We start from the raw sequence: 25563 nt of genomic DNA on the forward strand, positions 1-25563 counted from the left end.
GCCACGTACCTTGTGGTGACATTCGGTAGAGTTCCGTGGGAGTCAGAACTGGCCGTCGTTGCGTACCACGGTAATTGAACGTCCGACCGTGTTGGCTGCGGTGCTGATCGGGTCAAGCCGCTCGCTGGGTACGAATGTGAGTCCCCATCCATCCGCGTTGAGGTCGAGCGAGACCAATGCAACGCCAGTTTCGTTTCATGCATCGCTCGCCGAATTCCCGAAGGAATTCCACCGCTGCGTCTCCGGATCCCAGCTCTGCTGATTTCTGAACCAAGGCATCCGACCAGCTGGGACAGTTCGGGTAAGGGATATTCCGTAAGTCTGTGTCGGTCACGGCGGCCGGTCCACCGATAGGAATCAGTGGGCGTGGGCGAGGTTGGCCAGAGTCGCTACCCCAGCCATCGCGACACCCACCCCGTCACCACGTAAACGGCAGTCCCGCAGTATCTTCCACGTCTTTATCCGAGCGAAAGCATGCTCGACACGGGCACGAACCTTGCGGTGGGACTTGTTGGGAGCCTGTTTCCATTCCGGTAGCTCGACGCCGGGTGATCGACGGTGCGGGATGATCAGACCGGTGCCCTGGTAACCGCCGTCAGCGATCACCACCGCGTTGCGGCAGGCGTGGGCGACACCGGATTCAGTCCAGGCCCGGCAGTCGTTGCGGTTGCCCGGTAACGGTTTTCCCAGCGCGACGACCAGTTCGGTGTCGGCGTCGATAGCGACCTGGTGGTTGGTCGAGTACCGGTAGTTCTTGCTCTGCGCGGCGACCTTGTGATCGCGGGTCGGGACCAGGGTTCCGTCCACGATCAACACCGCACCACGGGCGAACCGAGCACGCGGCCGTAGGTGGCCACCAGCAACACCCGGTCCTCGAAACGCAATCCCCAGGGTCGACCCCGTAGCGGCCGGTCAGCGCCCTCGCGCCGCAGTTGGGTGATCAAGCGAGCGAACGTGGCCGCCCGCAGCCCGGAGAACAACTCCACCATCACCGGGTCAGACGCCGAGATCACCACCAGCGATACGATATCTGTTGCCGCTCAACGACTTACGGGACATCCCTTAGTTGATCCGCGGGGGAGACCACGATCATGAGCTGCAGCGTCGGATCTTGGCAGCGGGCACCTACCGCAGCGAAAGGTGCCCTAATCCGAAGGAGACCGTCGCGCATTCGAGAAGGGACTCCGCCAAGCGGCCGGGTCGACAACAGGAAACCGGCGACCGGTCACCATGGTGGGTACGAGTCGGATGAAGAAATTCTTCGCCCCGCCCTGCCACGGAAAGAGGGGCAGATCCACGGTGTCCATCAAATCACCGATCTCACGGATCCCTTCGGCACGTCCCTTGATCACCACGCTCCATGCTTCGTGAGACCCAGAGATGTAGCCGTCGACTTCCAGCGCGACGGGCGCATCCGACAACGCGGCGGACATCTTGGTGCCGCCCGCGGATCGAAACACGATGGTTCCGTGATCGACCGCGTAGTTGAGGGGGAATATGTCCGGATGGTCATCCACCCACACGGCGAGGCGGCCTACCTCCCCAGTACGCAGTAGTGCCCAGCATTCGTTGACAGCGAGTTCGTTGATACTCGGGTCGTCACTTCCCATCGTCTTCGCCTTCCTGTCGTGGGCGCCGATGCTTACCGCAGCGATGTAGTGCGTGGCATCTGGTGCAGCATGTCGCGGACGTGGCAAGGGTGTCGTTCACGGGCGAACGATCAGCCGGAATCCCAGATGTGAGGTCGAGGTGTCGATAGCTTGGGCCATTCTCGCCGCCGGCCGGTACCGACGGCAGTAGTTCGGAGCACACAGATGTGAGCCGCCTTTGATGACGCGGCGGCCGATGTTCGATCGAGCATGATCACGGCTGTCGGATTCGGTGCCGCCGCGCGGATCTTCGGGGACGCAGCAGGCATGGGCCGGGCTCTGATGGGCGGTGTACCAATCCTGGGTCCACTCCCAGACGTTGCCGATCATGTCCGACAGGCCATATCCGTTGGGTGGGAACGATCCGGCGGGCGAGGTTCCTTCGTATCGGTCGATTCGCGTGTTGTGGTGGGGGAATTCGCCGTGCCAGGTATTGGCCATCGGTGTGCTTCCCGGTTCGAATTCGTCACCCCAGGCGAATTCGGCGCCGTCGAGCCCGCCGCGACAGGCGTACTCCCATTCGGCTTCGGTCGGTACATCCTTGCGGGCCCATTCAGCGTATGCCGCGACGTCGTCCCAGGCTATGTGCACCACCGGATGGTCGGGTCGCTTCTTGATGGATGTGCCAGGACCCTGTGGATGTCGCCAATTCGCTCCAGGAACCCAGTGCCACCATTGGTAGGGCTGGTCCAGGCGCACGCGGTGATCCGGCTTGATGAACACCGACGAGCCGGGGACCAGTTGGTCCGGATCGGCATCGGGGTATTCGGCCGCAGCCGGGGCGCGCTCGGCGACGGTGACATAGCGGGTGCGGGAGACGAAGCGGCCGAACTCGGTATTCGTCACCGGACGCGGGTCGATCCAGAATCCGGGGACCGCGACCCGATGTGCCGGTGATTCCTCCGGGTAATGGGTGTCCGAGCCCATGGTGTAGACACCGCCCTCGATCCACACCAGGTGCCGCTGCCCAGGGCAATTACTGCACGGTGGTAGCCCGCCGGCGACACTGCTCATATCGTTGCCCTTCCGATGATCGACGGATATCGCGGGAGGTCCTTCGAGCTTCGCTGTCACGGCGCTGTAATCCCTCACCCGGCAAGGGTGAACTTTCGACGATGATCGCGGTTTCCACCGAGCACCCGGTGTAATGTCGAACGGGTCGCAAGACCGGCCGTCGGTGCTGATTCCCCATGATGACTCCGGCACGACGAGCTCGGATAGGTGGGTGCGGAACAGGCTCGAACCTGTACACGCCCTGCGGTTGGATGTGGTCGGTACAGGAATCGACATTGTGACGTTAATCGAAGCCCTGCAAGGGAACTCGCCGTGATGGCGCTCAGTGAGCAGCGTCGGGAACTTTGCCGCGCATCGGTGTTCTTCGGTGAGGAGACTGCCTCATGGCAATTCCATTCCGTGGTGTGATCAACCTCGATATTCGCGATTCGGTCCCGGACTGGGGTCCGTATGAGCAGCCGAAGGCGGCCGCGGGCGCTCCGAATATCATCTACATCGTGCTCGACGATGTCGGGTTCGGCGCGATGAGTTGCTACGGCGGCCCGATCGAGACACCGAATATCGATCGGATCGCCGCGAAAGGTCTGCGCTACAGCCAGTGGCACACCACCGCGCTGTGCTCGCCGACCCGCTCCTGCCTGCTCACCGGCCGCAATCACACCACCAACGGCATGGCGTGTATCAGCGAGTGCGCGGTGGGATTTCCGGGCGCCAACGGCCATATCCCACCGGAGTGCGCCACCCTTGCCGAGGTTCTGGTCGAGCAGGGTTACAGCACGTCGATGGTCGGTAAATGGCATCTGTGCGCCGAGGACGAGATGAACCTCGCTTCCACCAAACGAAACTGGCCGATCGGTCGCGGTTTCGAGCGTTTCTACGGGTTCCTCGGCGCAGAGACCAACCAGTGGTATCCGGATCTGATCCACGACAACCATCCGGTCGAGCAGCCGTCGATGCCCGAGGACGGCTACCACTTCAGTGTCGACATCACCGACCGAGCCATCGAATACATCGACGACGTCAAAGCCATCGCCCCGGACCGTCCGGTTCTTCTCTACTACGCTCCGGGGTGCGCGCACGCTCCGCACCAGGTGCCGCGCGAATGGGCCGATCGCTATCGGGGAAGGTTCGACGCCGGCTACGAGGTGATGCGCGCGGAGATCCTCGAGCGGCAAAAGCAGATGGGACTGGTTCCCCAGAACACCGCGCTGCCACCGCTCAACCCGATCGGCACGCCCGAGACCCGCAGTGGACCCGGCGGCGAGCCGTTCCCGCCGCTGGACTACACGCGCCCCTGGGACACCCTCTCCGGTGATGAACAGCGGCTGTTCTCCCGGATGGCCGAGGTATATGCGGGTTTCCTGTCGCACTGTGACGACCAGATCGGTCGCCTGCTCGACTATCTGGAGCGGATCGAGGAGCTCGACAACACCATCATCGTGGTGGTTTCCGACAACGGAGCCAGCGGTGAGGGCGGGTCGGACGGCTCGGTCAACGAGAACAAGATCGCCAACGGCGTCCCGGACGATCTGGCCGAGAACATGGCCAAACTCGACGAGCTGGGCAGCCCCACGACCTACAACCACTATCCGAACGGCTGGGCGATGGCCTTCAACGCCCCGTTCAAGATGTGGAAGCGGTACTCGTTCAACGGCGGCACCTGCGACCCGTGTGTGATCTCCTGGCCGGCCGGGATCTCGGCCAACGGCGAAACCCGTGATCAGTACCACCACGCCGTCGACCTGGTACCGACGCTGCTGGACTGCGTCGGCGTCGACCTCCCCGAGATGGTGAAGGGGCATGCCCAGGTGCCACTACAGGGAGTGAGCATGCGCTACAGCTTCGACGCGCCCAACATCCCGACCGCCAAGCACACACAGTTCTACTCCATGCTCGGCGGGCGCGGGATCTGGCACGACGGCTGGAAAGCGGTCACCACCCACCCCACTCTCAGCGGATGGAGCCACTTCCCCGACGACACCTGGGAGCTCTACCACACCGAGGCCGACCGCGCCGAGATGCATGATCTCGCCGCCGAGGAACCCGGGAGACTGGCCGAACTCATCGGCCTGTGGTTCTACGAGGCAGGTACCAACCAGGCCTTCCCGCTCGACGACCGCTCCGCCGTCGAAATCCTCACCACCCCACGTCCCCAGCTCGCGCCACCGCGCAACCGCTACATCTACCGTCCCGGTGGCGCGGAGGTACCCGAGGCAGTGGCAGTCAACATCCGCAACCGCTCGTACTCGATCGGAGCGCTCGTCGATCTGCCCGCACCGGGGGCCTCCGGCGTCCTGTTCTCCCACGGCGGCCGCTTCGGCGGGCACGCACTGTATATCAAGGACAACCGCCTGCATTACGTGTACAACTTCCTGGGCAGCGAGGAACAGCGGATCGAGGCGACCGAGGACCTGCCGACCGGCGAGAACCTGATCCTGGCCGCATCATTCGACAAGGAGAGCGAGGATCCACCCGGCACCGCTCGCGGGATTCTGCGCCTCTACTACGGCGACCGCAAGGTCGGCGAGGGCCGAATCCGTACCCAGCCGGGCAAATTCAGCCTCACCGGTGAAGGCCTCAACGCGGGCCGTGACAGCGCCGAAGCCGTTACCGCGGACTATCCCGGAGTGCGACCGTGGTCGTTCACCGGCGGGACGCTGCACCGGGTAGCGGTCGACGTGAGCGGTGAACCGTTCATCGATCTCGAACGCGAGGCCGTCGCGATGCTGTCGCGCGAGTAGCGGCACCGAGGTCGGGGCGGTGGCCGTGCTCGTCTGGGTAGCCCGAACCCGCCGCCGCGTGCGTGCGGGCCTTGCCCAGCTCGTGTTCGTAGTGGTGGGGCTGGGTGCTGGACTCGCCGTCCCCCTGATCGCTCGGGGTCCTCGCGTGTCGAGTGCCCACGTGATCGACACACTGTTGGCGATCGGGCTCGGTCTCCTCGGCGCGGTGGCGGTCATCTTCTCGCTGTTGTTCTTGGTAGTGCAATGGGTGAGCACCACTTTCACGCCGCGTTTGATGCTGTTCCGCGACGACCCGATCGTGTGGCGGACATTCGGCTTCGCCCTCGGGGTGGCCGTGTTCTGTGTCACCGCCGCCCTGGCGATCGGCAAACGGCTCGAGGTTTCGGCAGCGGTGCCGGTCCTCGCGATGTTGCTGGTACTGGTACAGGTCGCCTTGTTGCGAACCTTGCAGTTGCGTGCCTTTGCCGCCATCCAATTGGCCCCCGCGCTCAGTGCGATCGCTGCCCGCGGGCGCAAGGCACTCGATGCCGTGTACCCCGCCCGCGGCGCCGTCTCGCCGGCGCGGTCCCCGCTGCCGTCGCCGCGTATGTCGGTCGGGTGGCAGCACCCTCCGATGGTGCTGCAAAGGGTCGAGGTCGACCGGCTGATCGAGACGGCGGCAGCCGCCGACGTGGTGATCGTCGTGCGGCAGAGTCCGGGCGCCACACTGCATCGCGGCAGTCGCGTCGCCGACATCTACGGCGGGACGCTGCCCGAAACTCGTGTGCTGCAGGGGCTGATCGTCGGCAACGAACGAACATTCGACCAGGACCCCATGCTCGCGCTCAGGTTGTTGGCCGATATCGCGCTGCGCGCACTGTCTTCGGCGGTGAACGACCCGGCGACCGCGGTGCAAGCCTTGGACGAGTTGGAGGACCTGCTCGCATCAGCCGCTGCGACACGACTCGATCCGTTGCGCCTGACCGACCACAACGGTGTCGAAAGGCTGGTCGTTCATCTGCCGGGGTGGGAGGAGTTCATTCGGACAGGTGTCGACGACATTGCGTGCGCCGTCAACTCGCCGATGGTTGTCACAGGTCTACGCGACATGCTGCGGCGGGTACGTGATCGCGCTGATCCCGAACGCACCGAACTGATCGACCGGCGGTTGGCGTGGCTCGATGACAGGGTGGCCGAGCGGAACCTCCCCTGAGACCGCGACAAGCACGGGTCACTATTACAGCAGCCGGGATCGCCGATCAATCACCAATTTTGGCGGTGTTGCCGGTGAGTCATCTGGCAGTTGACTCGAAGCGGGCACTCAGCGCCGGGTCCTGGCGCCGCGAATGCTGAGGTGTGGCCGCCGACGCCGCGACGGAGGCGGCATTGAGTAGGCTGCGTGAGGGCCTCAAGTTGATAGGATGGTGAAACCTTGGGGGAGAAGCAGATTCGGCAGGTCGCCAGCGATCCGGCTTTCGGGGATCGCCGCGCACGCCGCTACACGGCCGCGTTTGACTGGGTGATGGAATCGATCGAGTCCGGCCACTATTTGGAGGCTGTGGCGGTTCTTGACTCGCTGCTGAGTGATCGTTTGGCGAGCCGGTCGTGGCATATTCGCAAGGTGCCACCTACCAGCCGGGACACAGTCAAAGGTCTGTGCGTGAAGTCGTTGAACGGTCTCGACAAGACAGATAGTCCGGCAGTTGAAACTGACGAGTCGTTCGTCGCAGTAATCAAAAGTATCGCGAGCTGGGCGGATGCCCGAAACGAGGCGATACATGCCACGGCTAAAATCTTCAGCATCGAGGATCCCGCCGTCGGATTTCATAGTGTGCTGAAGATCCACCGTTCGACGGCGCTCGACGAAGTTCGCCTGCTACAGGAGCTCGATGAACTCGATACTGCTTCCCGCGAACTTGTTGGCCGGATGTCGGGTACATACCCGAACGCGTTCTTCCCCGACCGGCGTCCCAGATTCTCTCGCAAGGAAGGCTGGTTGCAGTTCGATTAGGTGTCCTCGGGCCAGCGGCGCCGGATCTGGAGCTAGCGACCTCGGATCGTTGCCAACCCGATCTTTGCGGATCGGTGCGCCCAGGCGGTTGTAGCAGTGGCGGGCCACGCAGGCTCCCCGCGCGAGCGGATGAGCCTGTCCATAGCGTCGCCCCGCCCAGCAACGCTTTGTGCCCCCTGCTCGAGCGGAAAGCGCCCACGGCATCGAGGGCTTGCGGCACCACGGGGGGACCTCGGAGCGAGCTGGGGCCCCACAGAAACCCCACACTTTTGATCGGAATCTATGCGAATTCATGGGAATCGTTGAGAACAGCCGTTTTGCGAAAAGTACTGGTGCTGGGCACTATTGGGCATTGATGGGTAGGGTCCGGGAAACTGGAACCCGCGCCAAGTGGTCGCAGGTTGAAATTCGGTCCGCCCGACAGGCCGACACCCTTGGCCTCGGTCTGGGAGCCACGGGCAGAACAGTTCGCTTCACGTCCAGTTCGGAGTCGCGGTGCCGTCGAGGGGTCACGCGGCCGAAACGGTGGTCCAGCGGGTTCGTGAGGGAGGGCTGGAACAGGTCGATGCACCAACGCTCATGCGGCCCACCAATCCTCAACGGGAAGTGGTGGAAGTTCGGTCTGGAGCTGAGACGTTGCGTGCTCGTTGGCGAGCAAGGTGACAGTGGACATGAGATGTGCGTTCACGCGCCGCGTCGGAGTCGGTTAGTGATTTCTCGAGCCCCGTCCTGTCTCCGGGTAGGGCATGAACACCGTGCGCATGTCCCGAGAACAGTGGGTTTGCGGGCGGGACATTGTCGGGTGCAGCTGGGCTGGTTGTCTGTGGCTCAGGCGGTAGGGAGTGCAGAGGTGATACCACTCACTGGGGTGAGATGTCCATTACACACTCCTTCAGGCCTGAGTCGGAGGCCGATCGTCAACAAAGCGATGTGCAGCAGCTGAAACAGCATCAGGAAGCGACTACAGCCTGCATGTATCACATAGGGCAGCAACGGGGATCGATCGTTGCGCAGGGTCGACGGCCAGGCACCGTTGGAACAACAGCTTGCACCTCATCAACTTGTGGCCCGGCCGCCAAGCGGTCGGGACCAGATCTAGTCAGAGCACTCACATCGGTGTCAGAAGTTGTGGAGGTGGAACCCGGTGTACACCCCGATCGGTCGCCGCCACAACGCCGGTGTGGGCGGCGCTCGCCACGGCGTGCACCGCACCGATCGACATGAGTTTGGTTGCAGGCGTGCCTGTCTCAGCGTTCAACCAGAGCACACCGGTATCGAGACCGATCGCGACCCAGCTACCGCAGGCAGCAAAGCACAGCGATGCCCACCACACCTGGCCGTTGATGCCGGTCACGTCGTTGTCGATGCGGAGATGCCACGCCGGGTCACCGGTCGCTGTGTCAACGACCGCGACGAGACCGCGGTAGCCATTCGGTCGATTTTGTCCGTGGTCCGGTCGGATCCAGGCGGCGAATCGGTGACCGTCCGGGCTGAACGCTACCGACCCAACCAGGTTGGCGTGGTCGGTCAGTGGCAGATCCTGGCGTTCGTAGCGGTGGGAGAGGGTGCCTTGCGCCGAGACGTCGGCCAAACTCAGCCACGCTGTCCCCTGCATGCAGTTGCCGACGGCAAGACGACGCCCGTCGGGTGAGAACTGCGGTGTGATACTCCAATCACCGAGCATGATCTCCTCGTCATCGTCGGCATCGTGGCGCAGACCGTGTGCGGTGTCGACAACCACCAACTCCTCACTGCCAGTGAGAGCGAGGAACCGACCGTCCGGCGACCAGGCCACGTGTCCCTGTACTCGTTGAGGAAGCAGTTCAGCGGGCAGCACATCGACGATGTCGATGTCACCCCAGTCACGCAACAGCACCGATTCGCCTGTGAGAAATGCCGTCCGCATGCCGTTCGTCGATCCGTAGGGCCCACGGATCTTCTGACGTCCAGGGACTTTGATGATCCGTACCGGCGAGAGATCCGGTGTCAATTGCCAGTGCACCAGGTAGGCACCGGAGTACATGCTGCTCAGAGCTTCAGGGAGCGAGGGATGGATCACCAGCTCTTCGTGCGCGCCGACCACGACGTCATGGAGTTCGAGCTCGACCGTCCGGTCCGTGGCATGCAGAATATCGATCATTCTGAGGCGCAGTGACTTTGGCGCGTCACGATGCAGGATGTCGATTGCGGTGTCGCCGAATTCGTCACGCTGTCCCGGATCGGCACCGCGTGCCAGCAGGAGTTCGGCGACCTCGACCCACAATAGATCCGCGGCTCGTGCACAGGCACGGTGGAGCGGACTGTGTGGTTGCAGGGTCTGTATCGGGGCGCCGGCGTCGATCAACAGGCGCGCTATCTCGGGGTTGTCCGTCAGGTCCAAGGCAGTGACCCGATTGTTGCCGGCGACCCGAGTAGCCGTCAGCGCTGGATCAGCACCCGCGGTCAAGAAGGCAGCGACGACATCGCGCCGGTTCTCCTTCACAGCTACGTGCAGCGGTGTCGATTCGAACAGATATCGCGCTGCCAGTCCCTGCTGTCCTGCTGCCTCGGCGAGCAGTTCAGCGATCGGGCCGCTGGTCGCGAGATGCAGGGCGTTGTCCCCGTTCACTCGCGTCGCCAAAGGATCCGCACCGCGGCCCAGCAGAAGTTGTACTGCGGCAAATGAATCCGCATGCCACGTCGCCTCGATCAACGGCGTGGTATCCATCCACCCTCTAGTATTCACAAGACCTGGACACTCATCCAGCAACTGCGTCAGCTGGACCACATCCCCGGCCCCAGCCGCCGCGATCACCATCGACATCCGGTCCTCGCCTCTGCCCATCAACCAACGCCGCACCGCATTGATGCTATTCGTCTTCTCCGGGAGTGCCGGTACTCCAGTGGATCTGGCAAGCACGGTGGTGTCCGTAGAACTGTCCAATGATGGCGGGTTGAGCGCACCGGCACCGGCGGCTTCGAAGGCGTCCTGCGGATTGCCCCGCAGTTCCGACCGCAGGGAGTGTGGAAGCGGCACAGCTGTCGGGCATCGGAGTTACTTGGTACACGTGGTTGGAACAGGGCAGGCCGATCAATGCGAGCGTTCAGGTGCTCGACGCGGTGGCGCGCACTCTCGAGCTCGACCACGCGGAGAAAGTGCACCTGTACCGGCTCGCTGATGTGCCGTCGGTGCCGGCTTCGACGGTGTCGTCGACGATGCCGCCGGGCCTGCCGATGATCTTGGACCAGCTCTCGCCGCTGCCCGCTGTGCTGCTCGATTCCAAGTACAACGTCCTGGCGCACAACGGCGCCTATCGCGCACTGTTCCCCGGCCTCACCGACGATGGCAGCAATGTCCTGCGAACGGTGTTCTTGACGCCCGAGTGCTGTGATCCCTACCAGCACAATATCGACGATCAGCGGCGCATGGTCGCCTACCTGCGTGGTGCTTACGTCCGGCACCTCGACGACCCGACGTGGCAGGCGCTCGTCGAGGAGTTGTGCGGGGCCAGTCCCGAATTCGCCGGTATGTGGGCCCGCAACGATGTCGCGGTGCCGGTGAACCTGATCAAGGTGATCCAGCACCCGGCTATCGGGGACCTCGCGATGCACCTCACGATGATGTCGCTGCCCGCGACCGACGGCGAGTGGATCCAGATCTTCACCCCGGTCGACGAGGCGGAGGCCGGAAAGCTGTCCGTGCTACTGGCTATGCCGGAGGAATCGCGGCTGCGCCCGGTCGACGAACACCGTCGGCGGTTCCACGCAGTCAGCTGAAATGCGGTAATAGAGGATAGCAATGGATCGTCGATATCCGAAATCGCATGTGCGTGCAGATAACTCGCAAATCGAATTCCTCGGGTACTATCGCCGACGGGGGAGCACGCGAGATGAACGATGGTCTTCGGCTGCCCTATACCGATATACGACCATCTCCAGGGGATGAAACTTGATCCACATGACACCGAACCCCACCTCGCGTCGGCGCTTCGCGCGACGTTCCGGCATCACTTCGGTCGTCGCGGCGGCGGCGGTCTGCGCGGCTCTCGTATCCGGCTGCACGAAAGACGATTCGGCCACCACGGCGGGCCCGGCGCCCACCGGCCAGCTGCCCGAGGGCGCACAGATCGTGAAGGAGTCGGCGAAGACCACGCAGACCCTGCACAACGTGCACCTGAAGATCAACGTCAAGAACCTGCCCGACCTGCCGGTGGAAACCGTCTCCGCCGACGTCACCAACGAGACCCAGGGCTCCGGCGCCGCGATGGGTGAGGCGAAGGTCAAGCTCACCCCTGAGGCCTCCTTCACCGAGGCGAAATTCCTGGTGGTGGACAAGGTCCTGTACACCCAGACCGGCGGCCGCTACGTGCCCGCGGGTCCGGCCGAGAAGGTCTACGATCCGGGCGTCATCCTGGACAAGGACAAGGGCATCGCGAATGTGATCGCCAATATCCAGAACGCGAAGACCGAGGGCCGTGAGGTGATCGACGGCATCAACACCGTCAAGGTCTCCGGCACCATCGACGCCGCCGTGATCGACCCGATCGTGCCGCGCATCGGCCAGAACGCGGGCACCATGCCGATCACCGTGTGGATCCAGGACACCGCCCCGCCGGCCTCCGATTCCACCAAGCCTTCGGACGCGCCTTCCACCGGCGACGGCCCGAATCTCGTTCGCGCCGTGGTGAAGAAGGATCAGGGCGAGGTCACCGTCGGCCTGTCGAACTGGGCCAAGCCGGTCAACATCATCAAGCCCGCCGGCTGATATTCGCCGGTACTACCGGATCAACCCACACCGGTCCGGGGTCAGCGGAACCTGGCACGCAGTGCCCTCCGCAGCCCCGGGCCGGTGTGTCGTCTGGGTGTCGCCGGCGGTAAGCGAATCACGAACGCACGAGTGCGCATCCAATAAGAGAATGTTCAGCGAGATGCAAGGCGCCACAAGGACTATACGTGTCGGGACGCTGGTCGGCAGGCAACACGCATCGGACGCCGATCGGACACGGAGGAAGAACTAATGACGATCGATGATCGACCTGATGAAGCGGAGCGCGAGCTCCCGCCACCGCCCGGTCCGGGGGGTCGTCCTCCCGTCAACAACGTATGGGTTTATAACGGAAGAGCCTACGACCTGAGTGACTGGATCTCCAAGCATCCAGGCGGTGAATTCTTCATCGGCCGCACGAAAAATCGCGATATCACGTCGATCATCGGTTCCTACCACCGTGATCCGGAAAAAATCGCGCGGATGATCGAGCGTTACAGTCTCGGTCGCGATGCCACGCCCGAGGATATCCATCCCAAGAACAACGCCCCCGACTTCCTGTTCAAGGACGGCTTCAACAGCTGGGACGACACCCCGAAGTACAAGTTCGACAACAAGTCCGATCTGCTGCACCAGGTGAAGGCCCGGCTCAAGGAGCCCGAGCTGGCGGCGCGCTTGAAGCGGATGGATCGCGCGTTCGACATCGTCGTCGGTGTGCTGATCTTCGCCTACATCGCCGTGCAGGCGCTGCGTCTCTACGACACGAGCTGGATGCCGTTGCCCGCCTTCGTGATCGCGATGGTGCTGCTGCGCAGCTCGCTGGCAGGCTTCGGTCACTACGCGATCCACCGCGCGCAGAAGGGCTTGAACAAGTACGCGGTCAACGCGTTCGACATGAACTATGTCGCACTGTCTTTCGTCACCGCCGACGGCCACGCGCTGCTGCACCACCCGCACACCCAGAGTGAAGTCGACATCAAGAAGAACGTCTTCACGATGATGATGCAGATCCCGCGCCTGTACCGGATGCCGGTGCACACGGTGCACAAGTTCGGACATCTGTTGACGGGCATGATCATTCGGCTCCTCGATGTCTGCCGCCTTACCCGCAAGGTGGGCATCAAGGACATGTACGGCAGCTGGCGTGGCGCGCTGCCGCACTTCATCGGCTCGTTCGGCATGCGGTTCCTGCTGGTGGCCGAATTCGTGGCCTTCGCCTTCGCGGGCGACCTGCTCGCCTGGGGCCTGCAATTCGTGATCACGCTGTGGATCAGCACCTTCATGGTGGTGGCCAGCCACGACTTCGAGATCCCGACCGAGGAACTGCACACCGAGACCGAGGACTGGGCGGTGAACCAGCTCGAGCAGGCCTACGACCTGACCGTGGTCGGCAACAAGTACGTCGACTGCTTCCTCTCGGCCGGCTTGAGTTCGCACCGGGCCCATCACGTACTTCCGTTCCAGCGCAGCGGGTTCGCCAATATCGCGTCGGAGAACGTGGTGCGCGAGGAAGCCGCGAAATTCGGCGTGGAGTGGCTGCCCGCCAAGAGCTTCTTCGGAGATCGTTTCCCCAAGCTGTGCCGGACCTATCTGCTCGCGCCCTCCCGTGAGGCCGAGGAGAACCGGTGGGGTTTCGTGCGCGAACACTGCGCACCATCAGCGTTGAAGACCTGTGTCGTCTACACCGCGCAGGGCTTCTCCGGCATCGGAACCGTCTGACCCGGCCCGCTGCCACATCTGTTCTGTCTCGAAAGGATTTGTGCCCGTGTCTGTTTCCTTTGACCTGCTCCGCACGCCCGACGTCGAGCGCGGGCACGACCTGCTACCACCCACGCCGCCGACGACCGTCGGAGTGATCGAGGCGGTCGCCACCGGTTCGCCCTCGCTGGTTGTCGATCAAGCCGTGAACGCGGGCCGGGTTGCCGAGCTGTTCTCCGATCCCGTTCAGCGCCAGCGTATTCCGCGGATCTACGCCAAGACCAGGATCGATACCCGGCACCTGGCCATCGACCCGCTCGACCCCGAGTTCCTCGAGTTCAGCCGCAAGCCCGGCACGATCCGGGAGCGGATGAACCTGTTCTTCGAACACGCTGTGCCGCTTGCTGTCGACGTGGCCCGGCGCGCCGTCGCCGGGCTGGAGAACCCGGCCGAGGACATCGGCCAGCTGATCTTCGTGACCAGCACCGGCTTCATCGCCCCCGGAGTCGACGTCGCGGTGGTCAAGCAGCTGGGCCTGTCGCCCAAGGTCGGCCGGATGGTCATCAACTTCATGGGCTGCGCCGCGGCCATGAACGGCATTCGCGCCGCCGTCGACTACGTCCGGGCCCATCCGGACAAGAAGGCGATGGTGCTGTGCATCGAATTGAGTTCGGTCAATGCCGTTTTCGACGACGACGTCAACGACGTGATCACCCACAGCCTGTTCGGTGACGGCTGCGGCGCGGTGGTGATCGGCGCCAACCAGGTGCACAAGCCACTCGCACCCGGCAGCGTCGTGATCCGCGACAGCTTCAGCCACCTGTTCGACGACGCCGAGGACGGCATCGTGCTCGGTGTGAAGGACGCGGGCATCACCTGCGAACTGGCGACCAGCCTGCCCGACTACATCTACCGCGGTGTCGACCCGGTGGTCTCGGAAGTGCTGGCGCGCAACGGACTCGGCAAAACCGATATCGAGTTGTGGGCGATCCACCCCGGTGGTCCCCGCATCATCGAGGAGTCGGCGCATTCGCTCGGTATTCCCGCCGAGTCGGCGGCGCCGAGCTGGGAGGTGCTCGCCGAGCACGGCAACATGCTCAGTGTCTCGCTGATCTTCGTGTTGGAGCGGATGATCCGCGACGCGCAGACGGCGGCACCGATCTCGACCGGTGTGGCGTTCTCGTTCGCACCCGGTGTCACCCTCGAGGGCATCGTGTTCGATGTCATCCGCAGCTGAGAGCGCAGTCAAGTCATGCATCTGCTCCGTTTTCTCGCCGCGCTGTCGCCGGCCAGGATCGCGGCCGTCGTCGTCGCGGGCCTGATCTGCGGCGCCGCCAACACCTACCTGGTCACGCTGATCAACGCGGTGGTCTCGCCGCGCCCGCAGCCGGACAACCTGCTGCTCCGCTTCGGGGCGACGGGTCTGGTGATCCTCGTCAGCGGTGTGCTGTCGCAGGTTCTGCTGATCCGGCTTTCCCAGGACGCGATCTACCGGCTGCGCAGCGATCTGAGCTCCGGAATCGTCTCCGCCCCACTGGAACACCTCGAACGGCTCGGCATGCACCGCCTGATGGCGACGCTCACCGAGGACGTGCGTTCGCTGTCGCAGGCCGTCACCGCCATCCCCTCGATCTGCGTGGACGTGGCGACCATCGTCGGCTGCTTCGTGTTCCTCGCCGTGGTGTCGGGACCGATCTTCGCGGTCACGGTGGGCGGCACCTTGGTCGGCATCGCCTGTGTGGAACTGGTTCTCAAGCGGGTCCGCGGTATCTACCGGGAAGCCCGTGAGAACGAGGACGCGCTGCTGCGATCGTTCCAGGCCGTCACCCTCGGCATCAAGGAACTGAAGCTGCACCGTGGCCGTCGCCGCGACTTCATGGACCGGCACCTGCTCGGTTCGGCGGGCACGCTGCGCGACCAGAACACCGACGCGGGCTCGAAGTTCTCCTACGCCCAGGGCTTCGGCCAGGCGTTGCAGCTGGGCACGATGGCGCTGATCCTGTTCGTCATCGCGGTCGCACTGGATCTGCCGCGCGAGACGATGGTCGGCTACGTGCTGGTCACCACCTTCTTGGCGATGCCGATGCAGAACTTCATGCACCGCATCCCCGACCTGCTGCGTGGTGATGTGGCGCTGGCCAAGATCCGGGCGATGAACCTGTCGATGACGACGCTGCACGACGAGGAGTCGCTGCCGTATTCGGAGCGTCCAGCGGTTGGGGAGGCCAAGCTGGAACTGACGAACGTCAGCTACATCTATCGCTCGGAGGCGCCGTCTCAGGTACCACCGCCGCCGGGATCACAGGGGCCGGGCGGGCATCCGCCGCGTCCCGGTATGCCGCCGCGTGAGGGTAACGGCAGGCCGGCGCACCCGCACCCCGCGCACCCCGGTGCGCATCCGGGTGGCCCGCAGGTGGATGTCAACGGCAAGAACTGGGTCGACCACGGTGGCACCGATGTGCGCCCGCTGGCTCCGCCGCCCGGACTCGGCGAGTCCGAGGACGCCGGTTTCCGGCTCGGTCCGATCGACCTGGTTTTCGAACCGGGCCAGATCACGTTCATCGTCGGTGGCAACGGCAGCGGGAAGTCGACGCTGGCCAAGCTGATCACCGGTCTGTATGTGCCACGCTCGGGGTCGTTGTCGCTCAACGGGGAGAGGATCGACCACGACAATATCGAGTGGTACCGGCAGAATTCGTCGGCGGTGTTCACCGATTTCCATCTGTTCGAGGACTACCTGGGTTTCGACCGCCCCGGTATCGACGCCGAAGTCCAGCGTTATCTCGACGAGTTGCAGATCTCGCACAAGGTGACCGTCCAGGACGGGCGGTTGTCGACCGTCGACCTGTCGCAGGGACAGCGCAAGCGCCTGGCCTTGCTCACCGCCCTGCTCGAAGACCGCCAGATCTACGTCTTCGACGAATGGGCCGCCGATCAGGAGCCGCGCTTCCGCGACGTGTTCTACCACGAGATCCTCACCGATCTGAAGCGCCGTGGAAAGACCGTCATCGTGATCACCCACGATGACCGGTACTTCGATTGCGCCGATCAGTTGGTGAAGCTCGACTTCGGCCTCGTCGCCGTCTAGCGCGTGAACGCCGGTCCCATCGGGCCGGCGTTTTCGTGTGTCAGGCGATGTCGCGGTACTCGGCGAGGCGGCGTGACATCGGCGGCCGGTCGGCGAGGCTGACCTCGGAAGGTGTTCGCCGCCAACCGGTTTCCTCGGGGAGGAACTGGATGAGGCCGATCCCGGAATCGCGGATGCCGAGTCGATCGAGCAGCGTCGCCACGACCTGCCGACTCATCACCGCGAGTTCGTGGGTCGGCCGATTGCGGTGTACGCGGATTCCGAGGTCGACCTGCGCGATGGCCGACACACCGCGCCGCTGCCAACAATCCAGCAGGATCCCGATCTCCGCGCCGTAGCCGCCGGCGATCGAGATCTGCCCGAGAAACGCACGGGTGGTGGCACATTCGCCGCCGAGTGGCTGGATGATCTCGGCCAGCGCGGGCGCGAGAGCGGTGAGCAGCGGTCGGGCCACCAACTGCGTGACCCGGCCACCGCCGTCGGCATCGTCGGTCATCGGCCTGCGATAGAAACCCTTCACCAGGGCGATGTGCTGGTCGGTGAGCAACGGTGCGAGCAAAGTGGGCACGAACATCGGATCGGGTTCGACGAGATCGGCGTCCAGAAAGACGATCAGGTCACCGGTACACACCGCCATCGCACGCCACAGCACCTCACCTTTACCCGGCCGGACCGCGATCCCGGGCAAGGCCTCCTCCCGCGAGTAGACCGCGGCCCCGGCGGCCCGCGCTCGCGCGATGGTGCGATCAGCGGACCCGGCATCGACCACGATCAACTCGTCCACCAGCCCACCGAGCAGCGGCCGAACAGCACCGACCACCCCGGCGACGGTGTCCTCGTCATCCAGCGCGGGCACCACCACCGAGACCCGACGACCCAACTTGCGGTCGACCAGTTCACCGACATCCATCCAGCCAGTCAACGACACCCGCGCCACCACCGCCACCGGGCCGCAAGATCCTGTGATCGAGTCCAACGGATCTCCCGATCGTGCTGGTCATCCCTACAGAGCGGCGCGGTGGGTGGCGAACAGCGACGCCTTGACCATGAACACGATCGCGAGGATGCCGATGATGGCCATCGCCACCGCGAGCCCGAAGATGGCAGCCAATGCGCCGATCAGCACACCTTCGAGGGCAATTCCGGTGTAGGCGACCCGATTGAGCTTGCCGAGTGCTTGTTCTTCGTTTCCCGGGTCGACGCCGTGGCCGACAGAACCGGTGCAGAAGGGGTGCAGGTTGGCCAGACCCAGACCGGCCGCGACCGAAGCCACCGCAAGAGCCGCGGTTCCGGTCTGCGAGTGCGTCACGATACCGGCGATCCCGACGACTACGAGCAGACCGCTGATGCGGACCGACCAGACCCGATCCAGGTACTGGCTCAGCGGCCCGAACGCCAGTCGCCCGATGCATATGGACCCGATGAATAGCGTCAGAGCGAGAGTGGCCGAGGTCAGCGACGCACCCGAATGCACCGCGAGAATTGCCAGCCAATTGGTGAGCATTCCCTCGAGGAGCAGCGCGGAGAAACTCATCGCCGTCAACCAGCGCAGATCGGATGGGTATGCCACCTGGATTCGTTCGAGTAGGGGGACATCCGGTCGTGGACGATGTGGCGGTTCGCAACCATTTCCGGTGGTCTCCACGTCTGCCGGCCCAGTGCCCCATTGGAATCGGTTGACGATGACGAATACGGCTGCGGCGCCGACGAAACCGATCACGGTGAGAGTGATAAAGCTTTGCAGCAGCGGAACGCGCCCGGCGGTCACAAGGCCGAAGGTGGCGCCGAGCGTGCCGCCGACTGCCTGGAACCCTTCCATCGGTGAGAGCAGGCTGTTCTCCCGGGTGCCCGCGACCGCGGTCATACGCACCTTCTCCAGACGCACAGCGAGGACGTTCTGTCCGATGTCGAGCAGGGCATTGAAGGTTCCGGCGACGAGTAGCCAGCCGACTGTCGCCCACAGCCCGATACCCATCCCCGCCAGTCCGATTCCTGCCAGATACAGCCCAGCGGCGATAGGCGCAGCGCGGGCCGCGCCGAACCGACGCACGATCTGCGGGGCTACGAACATCGTCGCAGTGAGCCCGACCACGAATCCGATGCGAGCAAACCCCACCTGCGCGTCCGACAGCCCGTATCGCTCTTGGAGTTCCGGCAGCCGCGAAGCCAACGCGGCGTAACCGAGCCCATTGAGCAGAAACAACCCCATAGCCGCCCACACCACCGGCTGCCGCCACAAAGCGCCGTTCATCTGATGAGTCGCGAGGACGGTTGCGTCTGCATCCGATTCAGCCAAAGCCACCCCCAATGACGATGGTCGACCAACAGACCGAGTCTCGGTAGAACACTGCGGATCAACAGCGAAAGTGTTGAACAGCAGCATCGTTGACGCGCATCTGAACCAGCGTCACACAGTGGTGCGGTGGGCACACCCAACAGCTGACCAACAGTGTGCAGACAGCGTCATTTCGAGGGCGAACTTCCTAGCGGATCCGGCGATCACGGGACAACGGATGGAATTGGCGGGCCCTGTCCAGTTCGGCCACCGAGCACCTGCCCGGCGGCGGATGGTGCGGGTACCGTGGGGCTCAGTCGACTGGTGGAGGGGCTGAATCATGAGTGGGAGTGCGGCAACGATGGTCGAGGTTTCCAAAGGGTCCAAGACTGATCTCGTCGACGGGCAGTACACGGTGCGCCTGGATCTCGACAGTCCGGCCGGGGCGGTGGACATTGCCGCGGTGTTGTTGACCGCCGACGGCAAGGTGCGTTCGGATGCCGACTTCGTGTTCTTCAACAATCCGGCGGCATCCGGTGTTCGGTTGGAGTCCGATGCTGTTGTCGCGGTCGATCTTTCGGCCTTGCCTGCGGAGATTCACCGGGTGGTGATCACCGGGAGTACCGAGGCGCAGGGGATTCGGTTCGGTGCGGTGGCCGGGCTGCGGGTTTCCGCCGTCGGATCGAGTCAGACGGTGAGTTTCGTGCCGCCGGGTCTGGATTCGGAGACGGTGCTGCAAGCTGTCGCGCTGTACCGCCGGGGGAGTGGGTGGCGGCTCGACGCGATCGGCCAGGGGTACAGCGCCGGACTGGCGGCCTTCGCGACCGATCACGGCATCGTTGTCGATGCGGATGATGAACCGACCGAGGTGCGCGCGTCGCCGAGCGTGACCGAAGCGCCTGTGCCGCAGAGTGTTACGCCCCCGGCGCCGTCGGTCGATCTCCGCAAAGTCGATGTTGTTCTGACCAAGGATTCTCCGGACCGCCGCGCGACCATCGACCTCCGCAAGGGCGATCCCGGATATGTGCTGACCGTCGGTCTCGAGTGGGATGGCCGCGGCGCGAAATACGACGCGAACGGCCGCGTCACCGAGTTCGGCACGGGCGACTTGGACGTGTATTTCTTCTGCCGCAACGAGATCACCGGCGACTACGTGGTTCTCAGCGGCGAGAAGGGCCACCAGGGCGACATCACGCAGTGGCCGTTCATCCACCACCAGGGCGACACCCGCGGCCCCGGCGCGAACAATCTTCCCGCCACCGAGCAGGTCACCGTCCGCCCCACCGAAAACGGCGACCTCCTCCTCAACGTCTACCAATCCGTCGACAACGGAGCGGGCGCCATCGACAAATTCGGCAACCCCCGAGTCCGCGTCCGCTACGGCCGCCCCGGCCCCGACGGGCTCCCCGACAAGGACGCCGATCAGATCACCGTCATCATCGGCAACGGCAAAAGCTCCTTCTGGGCCACCGTCGCCCACATCGACGTCCGCGACGGCATCCTCACCGTCGACGGCACCATCCACTACAGCCGAGCCTTCAGCGAACGCATGCCCGTCCTCGACACCGATGGCACGTGGGTCCGCTCCGCCAAGAACGGCCCTGTCGGACGCAGCAAGAAGGCCAGCGGCCTCGGCCTGAGCCGCTATGAAGGACAATGCCCGACCCCCCGCTGAGCGTTTCAGCAGTTCGTGCGGACGAAGCCGGCCCACCCTTTCGAGTCTGGTTGCTTCGATCGGGTTCGCCGACCCGAGGGATCGAGATCTCCGACAGTCGTTGATCCTCGGATTCGGCGCGCATATTCAGGCTTGCACCTCACGTAAGGTCAGGTTCTACCGTCGACAACGCCGACGCACAGTGTGTCGGCGGAAGTGGGATGAAGCGGATGAACCAGCGCGGAACCGAGCGTATGTGGAAGGTCGGTGAGCTCGCGGCCGAGGCCGGACTGACGGTGCGAACGCTGCATCACTACGACCGGATCGGGCTGGTGCACCCCGCGGAGCGGACCAGCACCGGCCACCGGCTCTACACCTCGAGCGATGTCGAGCGCCTGTACCAGGTGCTGGCACTGCGTCAGCTGGGCCTCGGCCTGGACCAGATCGCGGACCTGCTCGAGGGTGCCGTGGCGATGACCCAGGTACTGGCGGCACATCGCGACTATCTGGCCGCGCAACTGGCCGCGACCCGGGACCTACACGCCTTGGTCGCGGCACTGGCCGCCACGGCGGAGAGCCGGTCGGACGCATCCGCGGATCACTTCCTGGAATTGATCAGGAGGACCGTCATGGTCGACGACACCATCAAGGAATACTTCACCGAGGAGCAGTTGACGCAGCTCGCACTGCGCCGCGAAGAGCTCGGTGAACGGCAGATTCAGCAAGCCGAAGCGGACTGGGCCGAGCTGATCCCCGAGGTCGACGCGGCGATCGCGGCGGGAATGGACCCGGCCTCACCCGAGGCGCAGCAGATGGCGGCGCGATGGATGGAACTCTTGGAGGGGTTCCACGGTGGTGACGCAGGCCTGCGCGACAGCATGTACCGGATGCAGGCCGAGGAGTCCGACCGCATCGAGAGCGAGTTCTGCGGACCGTCACCCGCGCAGATCGCGTTCATCACGACCGCGAACGCCGCACGCGCCTAAGGGATTCGGCACAGTCACAGATCGCCCGCCTCGAGCATGGCCAGCAGCCGGTCGGCCGCATGTCGCGCTTGGCGGGCGATCTGCTCTGCGCCGGGCCTCTTTCCGCCCAGTAGCACCTGATCGAAGAGCCCGGCCTTCAACAGGCCGCCGAATACAGCGGCCGCTTCGTACTTGTCGGCGATCGTCCAGGCCGCCCGCTCGCGCCAACGGTCCAGGTAGGCAGCGAAGACGAGTCCACCGCGCCCGAGTACCTCGCGTCGATAGATGTGCCCGAGTTCGGGAAAGCGAGCTGCGTCGTGGGCAACGATCCGGTAGAGCGCGAGCTGCTCGGCGGAGAGCGCGTGTCGAAGGTACTCCTCGCCCGCGAGAGTCAAGCCGATCTCCGGCGGATCGGCGTACCAGACAGGCTCTCGAGGGACCGCCTCCTTGGGTGCGCAGAGCCCTGCCATGACTGCGGTGAAGAGCTCGTCCTTCGTCTCGAAGTGGCGGTAGAGCGTCTTGATCGAGACGCCGGCATCGGCGGCGATCTTGTTGACCGAGCTCGCGGCGTATCCGTCGTCGAGGAATGTCGATCGTGCGGCCGTGACGATCTGTGCACGCTTGCGCGCCATGAGTCCGGCCTTGGGATCGTCGGTCGCCCACGTTCTGACCATGTGTCCTCTTTTCCGTCTTGACCGACCATACGACAGTAGTTACTGTCGTATCAAACAACAGCGCTTACTGTCGTGAGATCAGGTCGTCCGGCGGGCGGTCGCAATCTCGAGCGACCGCACAGAAACAGGAATCGCAACATGAAACTGGTGGTTTTCGGCTCGACCGGTACGGGCGGCAGTGCCGTCGTCACCAAGGTTCTCGAACGCGGCCACGACGTGACGGTCCTTGCGCGCTCCCAGGCAAGCGCCGACAAGGCGCCGCACGGCGTTCGTGTCGTGCGCGGCGATGCTGTGGACCCAGCGGCCATCGAGCGCACGCTGGACGGCGCCGATGCCGTGATTCAGTACCTGGGTGTCGGTGGCCTCGGTGACGGAAAGCCCAACACCCTGGTGCCCGACGCCACTCGCGTGATCATCGAGGAGATGCGGGCGCAAGGTATCGAACGCCTCGTGTGCGCGAGCAACATGGGCTCCCCGGCTCCGGTGCATTCCTCTTTCGCCGCGTCCTGGTGCCGCTGTTCGCGCGCCGACTGCCGCCGATCCTCGACGCCAAAGTCGCGATGGAAGCCCTGCTCGAAGCCAGCGGGCTGGACTGGACAGCCGTTCGCCTCCCGGCGCTGAAGTCGGTTGCCGAGAAGGGAACCGTCAAGGTCGATCCGACCGGACGTGCGACCGGCTACTCCATCACAAGCGGCGATGCTGCTGATTTCATGCTCGACATCATCGAGCAGCGGCAACATCTCCGTACAACTGTCGGTATCTCCAACTGACACACCGTTTCTCGGCGGTCCACACCTGTCGAGCGGTACGCTACGACACCGCCGAATTTCACGGCAGCAGAAGGGCTTTGACCGCTCGGCGTTCGTCCATCGCTCGGTAGCCCTCGGCGATCCGGTCCAGAGGGAGGGTGAGGTCGAAGACTTGGCCGGGGTCGATGCGGTCGGTGCGGACGCGGTCGATGAGATCGGGGAGGAATCGGCGCACGGGGGCCGCGCCGCCGCGCACGCCGACTGCGGATGCGAGGAGTTCGGCACTGTCGAGCTCGACGGCGTGGGGAATGCCGACGACACCCAGATTCCCGCCCGCACGGGTCGAGCGCAGGGCCTGGGTCATCGACTCGCCGGTGCCGACACATTCCATGACCGAGTCCGCGCCGATGCCGTTGGTGAGATCGAGGACCATCGCGACGCCTTCGTCACCGCGTTCGGTGACGATATCGGTGGCGCCGAAGGCGAGCGCGAGCTTGCGCCGCACGGGATGTCGGCTCATCGCGATGATGCGTTCGGCGCCGAGTTCCCGTGCGGCAAGCACCGCGCACAGCCCGACCGCGCCGTCACCGACCACGGCCACAGTCGAACCCGGCCGCACCTCGGCGGCGACCGCGGCGTACCAGCCGGTGCCCATCACATCGGACAGGGCGAGCAGGCTGGGGAGGTGGAGGCGATCTGGGGTCTCGTCGAGCGCGACCAGGGTGCCTGCGGCGTTGGGGATGCGGATGTACTCCGCCTGGCAGGTACTCAGGAACGCGCGGTGCGCGCACCGGGATTGGTAGCCGTGGCGGCAGTTCGGGCAGGTGTTGTCGGAGGTGGCGAACGAGCCGACCACGAACTGACCTGGCCGCAACGTGCGCACCTGGGCACCGACCTCTTCGACGACACCGATGTACTCGTGGCCCATCCGCTGCGGTTCGGTGACGGCCTCGATGCCGCGGTAGACCCACAGGTCCGTCCCGCACACACAGGTCGCGACGGTGCGGATGATCGCGTCGGTAGGTGCCTCCAGCCGGGGGTCGGGCAGCTGTTCGACGCGGATGTCGCCGGGGGCATGGATGACGGTGCCGCGCATGGGATCGCTCCTGTCGGTGATTGACCGATTACCTACCTGCACAGCACCGTACGGTAACTCGGACTGCGTTCGCAATATTGAAACCTGTTGAGTTGCAACATCATTCAGCAATCGCGTGTTACGGTGACTGCACCGTCGGGTTCGGTAGATGTTACGAAATACCTTGTAGGGCAACATCGTTCAAACTCGAGCCATCAACTCGTGATGGTTCTCGACCACTTCTTTCTCAGGGGGCCTGAGTGATGCGTGCGTTGGTGACCGGAGGTGCCGGATTTGTCGGCTCGCATGTGACGGATGCGCTCGTGGCACGTGGGGCCGAAGTGCTCGTGGTGGACGATCTCAGTCACGGCAATATTCGAAATCTCGAGTCGGCGTTGCACCGCGGCGCGGACCTGGTCAGTGCCGACGTCCGGTCGGCGGACGCGGTCCGCGAGATCATGCAGCGCTTTCACCCGGACGTGGTATTTCACCTCGCCGCCCAGGTCAGCGTCCATTATTCGATCGCGGATCCGGTGACAGACGCCGAACAGAACGTGGTCGGCGTGGTGAGTGTGCTGGCCGCCGCGGTTGCCGCCGGGGTCCGGCGCGTGGTGTTGAGTTCGACGGGCGGTGCGATCTACGGCGAGTCCGCGCGCTACCCGACGCCAGAGGGCACCGCGCCCGATCCGCCGTCGGCCTATGGGCTGGCGAAATGGGTGGGTGAACGATACGGGCGCTGGTTCGCCGACACCACGAATATCGATGTCGTGGCCTTGCGATACAGCAATATCTACGGTCCCCGGCAATCCCTCGACGGTGACTCCGGTGTCGTTCTGCGTTTCTGCGCGGCCGCGCTGGACCGCCGCCCACCGATTATCTACGGCGACGGAATGCAAACTCGTGACTTCGTCTACGTCGACGACGTGGTCGAAGCCAATATCGCCGCCGCGCAATGTGGTCACCACAGTTTCGGTGAATACAACGTGGGCACGGGCGTCGAGATCACCGTGAACGGGCTGGTCGACGCGATCCGCACCGCCGCCGGCCTGCAACCGACCGCGTGGCTTCCGCATTACGCCGCCGCTCGCGACGGCGAAGTGCGCCGCAGCTGCCTCGATGTCGCGCGCGCCCGCTCGGAGCGAATCCTCGAGGCGACCACCGCCCTGCCGAATGGCATCGAACGCACCTTGAATTGGCTACGGGACGCGCAAGCCTCTTTGGTTCCCACCGTGTAATTGCTTGTTGCC

At 64.4% G+C, this 25563-nt stretch carries 20 protein-coding genes and 1 pseudogene; 13 read left to right on the forward strand and 8 right to left on the reverse strand.

Features of this window, described 5'->3' with window-relative positions:
* Window positions 1–357 precede the first annotated feature (357 nt).
* The 3 genes and pseudogenes from ACFWPX_RS26805 to ACFWPX_RS26815 all read right to left on the reverse strand — a co-directional run bounded on the left by ACFWPX_RS26805 (window position 358) and on the right by ACFWPX_RS26815 (window position 2663).
* Window positions 358–989 (reverse strand): annotated as a pseudogene (locus tag ACFWPX_RS26805) (transposase).
* Between the two features lie 156 nt (window positions 990–1145).
* Window positions 1146–1610, reverse strand: coding sequence for a pyridoxamine 5'-phosphate oxidase family protein (locus ACFWPX_RS26810; protein ID WP_378930062.1), 465 nt, complete (start codon window positions 1608–1610; stop codon window positions 1146–1148).
* Between the two features lie 96 nt (window positions 1611–1706).
* On the reverse strand, window positions 1707–2663 hold the full coding sequence (locus tag ACFWPX_RS26815) for a formylglycine-generating enzyme family protein (protein ID WP_378930064.1): 957 nt from the start codon (window positions 2661–2663) through the stop codon (window positions 1707–1709).
* A 383-nt stretch (window positions 2664–3046) separates the two neighbouring features.
* Between ACFWPX_RS26815 and ACFWPX_RS26820 the strand changes: the two genes are divergently transcribed.
* The 3 genes from ACFWPX_RS26820 (at window position 3047) to ACFWPX_RS26830 (ending at window position 7394) form a co-directional block, all read left to right on the forward strand.
* The gene (locus ACFWPX_RS26820) at window positions 3047–5404 is read left to right on the forward strand and encodes an arylsulfatase (protein ID WP_378930066.1); all 2358 of its coding nucleotides are present in this window, start codon (window positions 3047–3049) and stop codon (window positions 5402–5404) included.
* Between the two features lie 25 nt (window positions 5405–5429).
* Window positions 5430–6596: a DUF2254 family protein gene (locus tag ACFWPX_RS26825; RefSeq protein ID WP_378930321.1), complete on the forward strand. Its 1167-nt coding sequence runs from the start codon at window positions 5430–5432 to the stop codon at window positions 6594–6596.
* A gap of 219 nt (window positions 6597–6815) precedes the next feature.
* Window positions 6816–7394: a hypothetical protein gene (locus ACFWPX_RS26830; RefSeq protein WP_378930068.1), complete on the forward strand. Its 579-nt coding sequence runs from the start codon at window positions 6816–6818 to the stop codon at window positions 7392–7394.
* 1108 nt (window positions 7395–8502) lie between these two features.
* Here ACFWPX_RS26830 and ACFWPX_RS26835 read toward each other — a convergent pair.
* Window positions 8503–10233: an ankyrin repeat domain-containing protein gene (locus ACFWPX_RS26835; RefSeq protein ID WP_378930070.1), complete on the reverse strand. Its 1731-nt coding sequence runs from the start codon at window positions 10231–10233 to the stop codon at window positions 8503–8505.
* A gap of 164 nt (window positions 10234–10397) precedes the next feature.
* On the opposite strand from ACFWPX_RS26835, the gene ACFWPX_RS26840 reads away from it, so the two are divergent.
* From ACFWPX_RS26840 to ACFWPX_RS26860, 5 genes are all read left to right on the forward strand, one after another.
* On the forward strand, window positions 10398–11150 hold the full coding sequence (locus ACFWPX_RS26840) for a helix-turn-helix transcriptional regulator (RefSeq protein WP_378930072.1): 753 nt from the start codon (window positions 10398–10400) through the stop codon (window positions 11148–11150).
* A gap of 181 nt (window positions 11151–11331) precedes the next feature.
* Window positions 11332–12138, forward strand: a complete 807-nt coding sequence (locus ACFWPX_RS26845; RefSeq protein ID WP_378930074.1) for an LppX_LprAFG lipoprotein — start codon at window positions 11332–11334, stop codon at window positions 12136–12138.
* A gap of 252 nt (window positions 12139–12390) precedes the next feature.
* Complete coding sequence (locus ACFWPX_RS26850; protein WP_378930076.1) at window positions 12391–13857, forward strand: fatty acid desaturase; 1467 nt, start codon at window positions 12391–12393, stop codon at window positions 13855–13857.
* A gap of 46 nt (window positions 13858–13903) precedes the next feature.
* A complete protein-coding gene (locus ACFWPX_RS26855; protein WP_378930078.1) occupies window positions 13904–15073 on the forward strand; it encodes a type III polyketide synthase in 1170 nt (389 codons plus the stop codon).
* Between the two features lie 15 nt (window positions 15074–15088).
* Window positions 15089–16924, forward strand: a complete 1836-nt coding sequence (locus tag ACFWPX_RS26860; RefSeq protein ID WP_378930080.1) for an ATP-binding cassette domain-containing protein — start codon at window positions 15089–15091, stop codon at window positions 16922–16924.
* A 40-nt stretch (window positions 16925–16964) separates the two neighbouring features.
* On the opposite strand, the gene ACFWPX_RS26865 is transcribed toward ACFWPX_RS26860, so the two are convergent.
* Both ACFWPX_RS26865 and ACFWPX_RS26870 read right to left on the reverse strand, forming a co-directional pair.
* A complete protein-coding gene (locus ACFWPX_RS26865; RefSeq protein WP_378930082.1) occupies window positions 16965–17834 on the reverse strand; it encodes a glucosyl-3-phosphoglycerate synthase in 870 nt (289 codons plus the stop codon).
* Window positions 17835–17927: 93 nt separating this feature from the next.
* The gene (locus tag ACFWPX_RS26870) at window positions 17928–19175 is read right to left on the reverse strand and encodes an MFS transporter (RefSeq protein WP_378930084.1); all 1248 of its coding nucleotides are present in this window, start codon (window positions 19173–19175) and stop codon (window positions 17928–17930) included.
* 364 nt (window positions 19176–19539) lie between these two features.
* On the opposite strand from ACFWPX_RS26870, the gene ACFWPX_RS26875 reads away from it, so the two are divergent.
* Both ACFWPX_RS26875 and ACFWPX_RS26880 read left to right on the forward strand, forming a co-directional pair.
* On the forward strand, window positions 19540–20874 hold the full coding sequence (locus ACFWPX_RS26875) for a TerD family protein (RefSeq protein ID WP_378930086.1): 1335 nt from the start codon (window positions 19540–19542) through the stop codon (window positions 20872–20874).
* Window positions 20875–21083: 209 nt separating this feature from the next.
* Window positions 21084–21839 carry a MerR family transcriptional regulator gene (locus tag ACFWPX_RS26880; RefSeq protein ID WP_378930088.1) on the forward strand — a complete coding sequence of 252 codons (756 nt, stop codon included), beginning with the start codon at window positions 21084–21086 and terminating at the stop codon, window positions 21837–21839.
* 14 nt (window positions 21840–21853) lie between these two features.
* On the opposite strand, the gene ACFWPX_RS26885 is transcribed toward ACFWPX_RS26880, so the two are convergent.
* Window positions 21854–22492, reverse strand: coding sequence for a TetR/AcrR family transcriptional regulator (locus ACFWPX_RS26885; protein ID WP_378930090.1), 639 nt, complete (start codon window positions 22490–22492; stop codon window positions 21854–21856).
* A gap of 138 nt (window positions 22493–22630) precedes the next feature.
* On the opposite strand from ACFWPX_RS26885, the gene ACFWPX_RS26890 reads away from it, so the two are divergent.
* Both ACFWPX_RS26890 and ACFWPX_RS26895 read left to right on the forward strand, forming a co-directional pair.
* Entirely contained in the window at window positions 22631–23113 is a 483-nt protein-coding gene (locus ACFWPX_RS26890) for an NAD(P)-dependent oxidoreductase (protein ID WP_378930092.1), read from the forward strand.
* A complete protein-coding gene (locus ACFWPX_RS26895) occupies window positions 23002–23262 on the forward strand; it encodes an NAD(P)H-binding protein (RefSeq protein WP_378930094.1) in 261 nt (86 codons plus the stop codon). Before ACFWPX_RS26890 ends, ACFWPX_RS26895 begins: the two co-directional genes overlap by 112 nt.
* 58 nt (window positions 23263–23320) lie before the next feature.
* On the opposite strand, the gene ACFWPX_RS26900 is transcribed toward ACFWPX_RS26895, so the two are convergent.
* Complete coding sequence (locus ACFWPX_RS26900; RefSeq protein ID WP_378930096.1) at window positions 23321–24337, reverse strand: zinc-dependent alcohol dehydrogenase family protein; 1017 nt, start codon at window positions 24335–24337, stop codon at window positions 23321–23323.
* Window positions 24338–24579: 242 nt separating this feature from the next.
* Here ACFWPX_RS26900 and ACFWPX_RS26905 point away from each other — a divergent pair, with 242 nt between their 5' ends.
* Window positions 24580–25551, forward strand: coding sequence for an NAD-dependent epimerase/dehydratase family protein (locus ACFWPX_RS26905; protein ID WP_378930098.1), 972 nt, complete (start codon window positions 24580–24582; stop codon window positions 25549–25551).
* The last annotated feature ends 12 nt before the right edge of the window (window positions 25552–25563 follow it).

Source organism: Nocardia sp. NPDC058518 (assembly GCF_042719655.1).
GTDB lineage: Bacteria > Actinomycetota > Actinomycetes > Mycobacteriales > Mycobacteriaceae > Nocardia.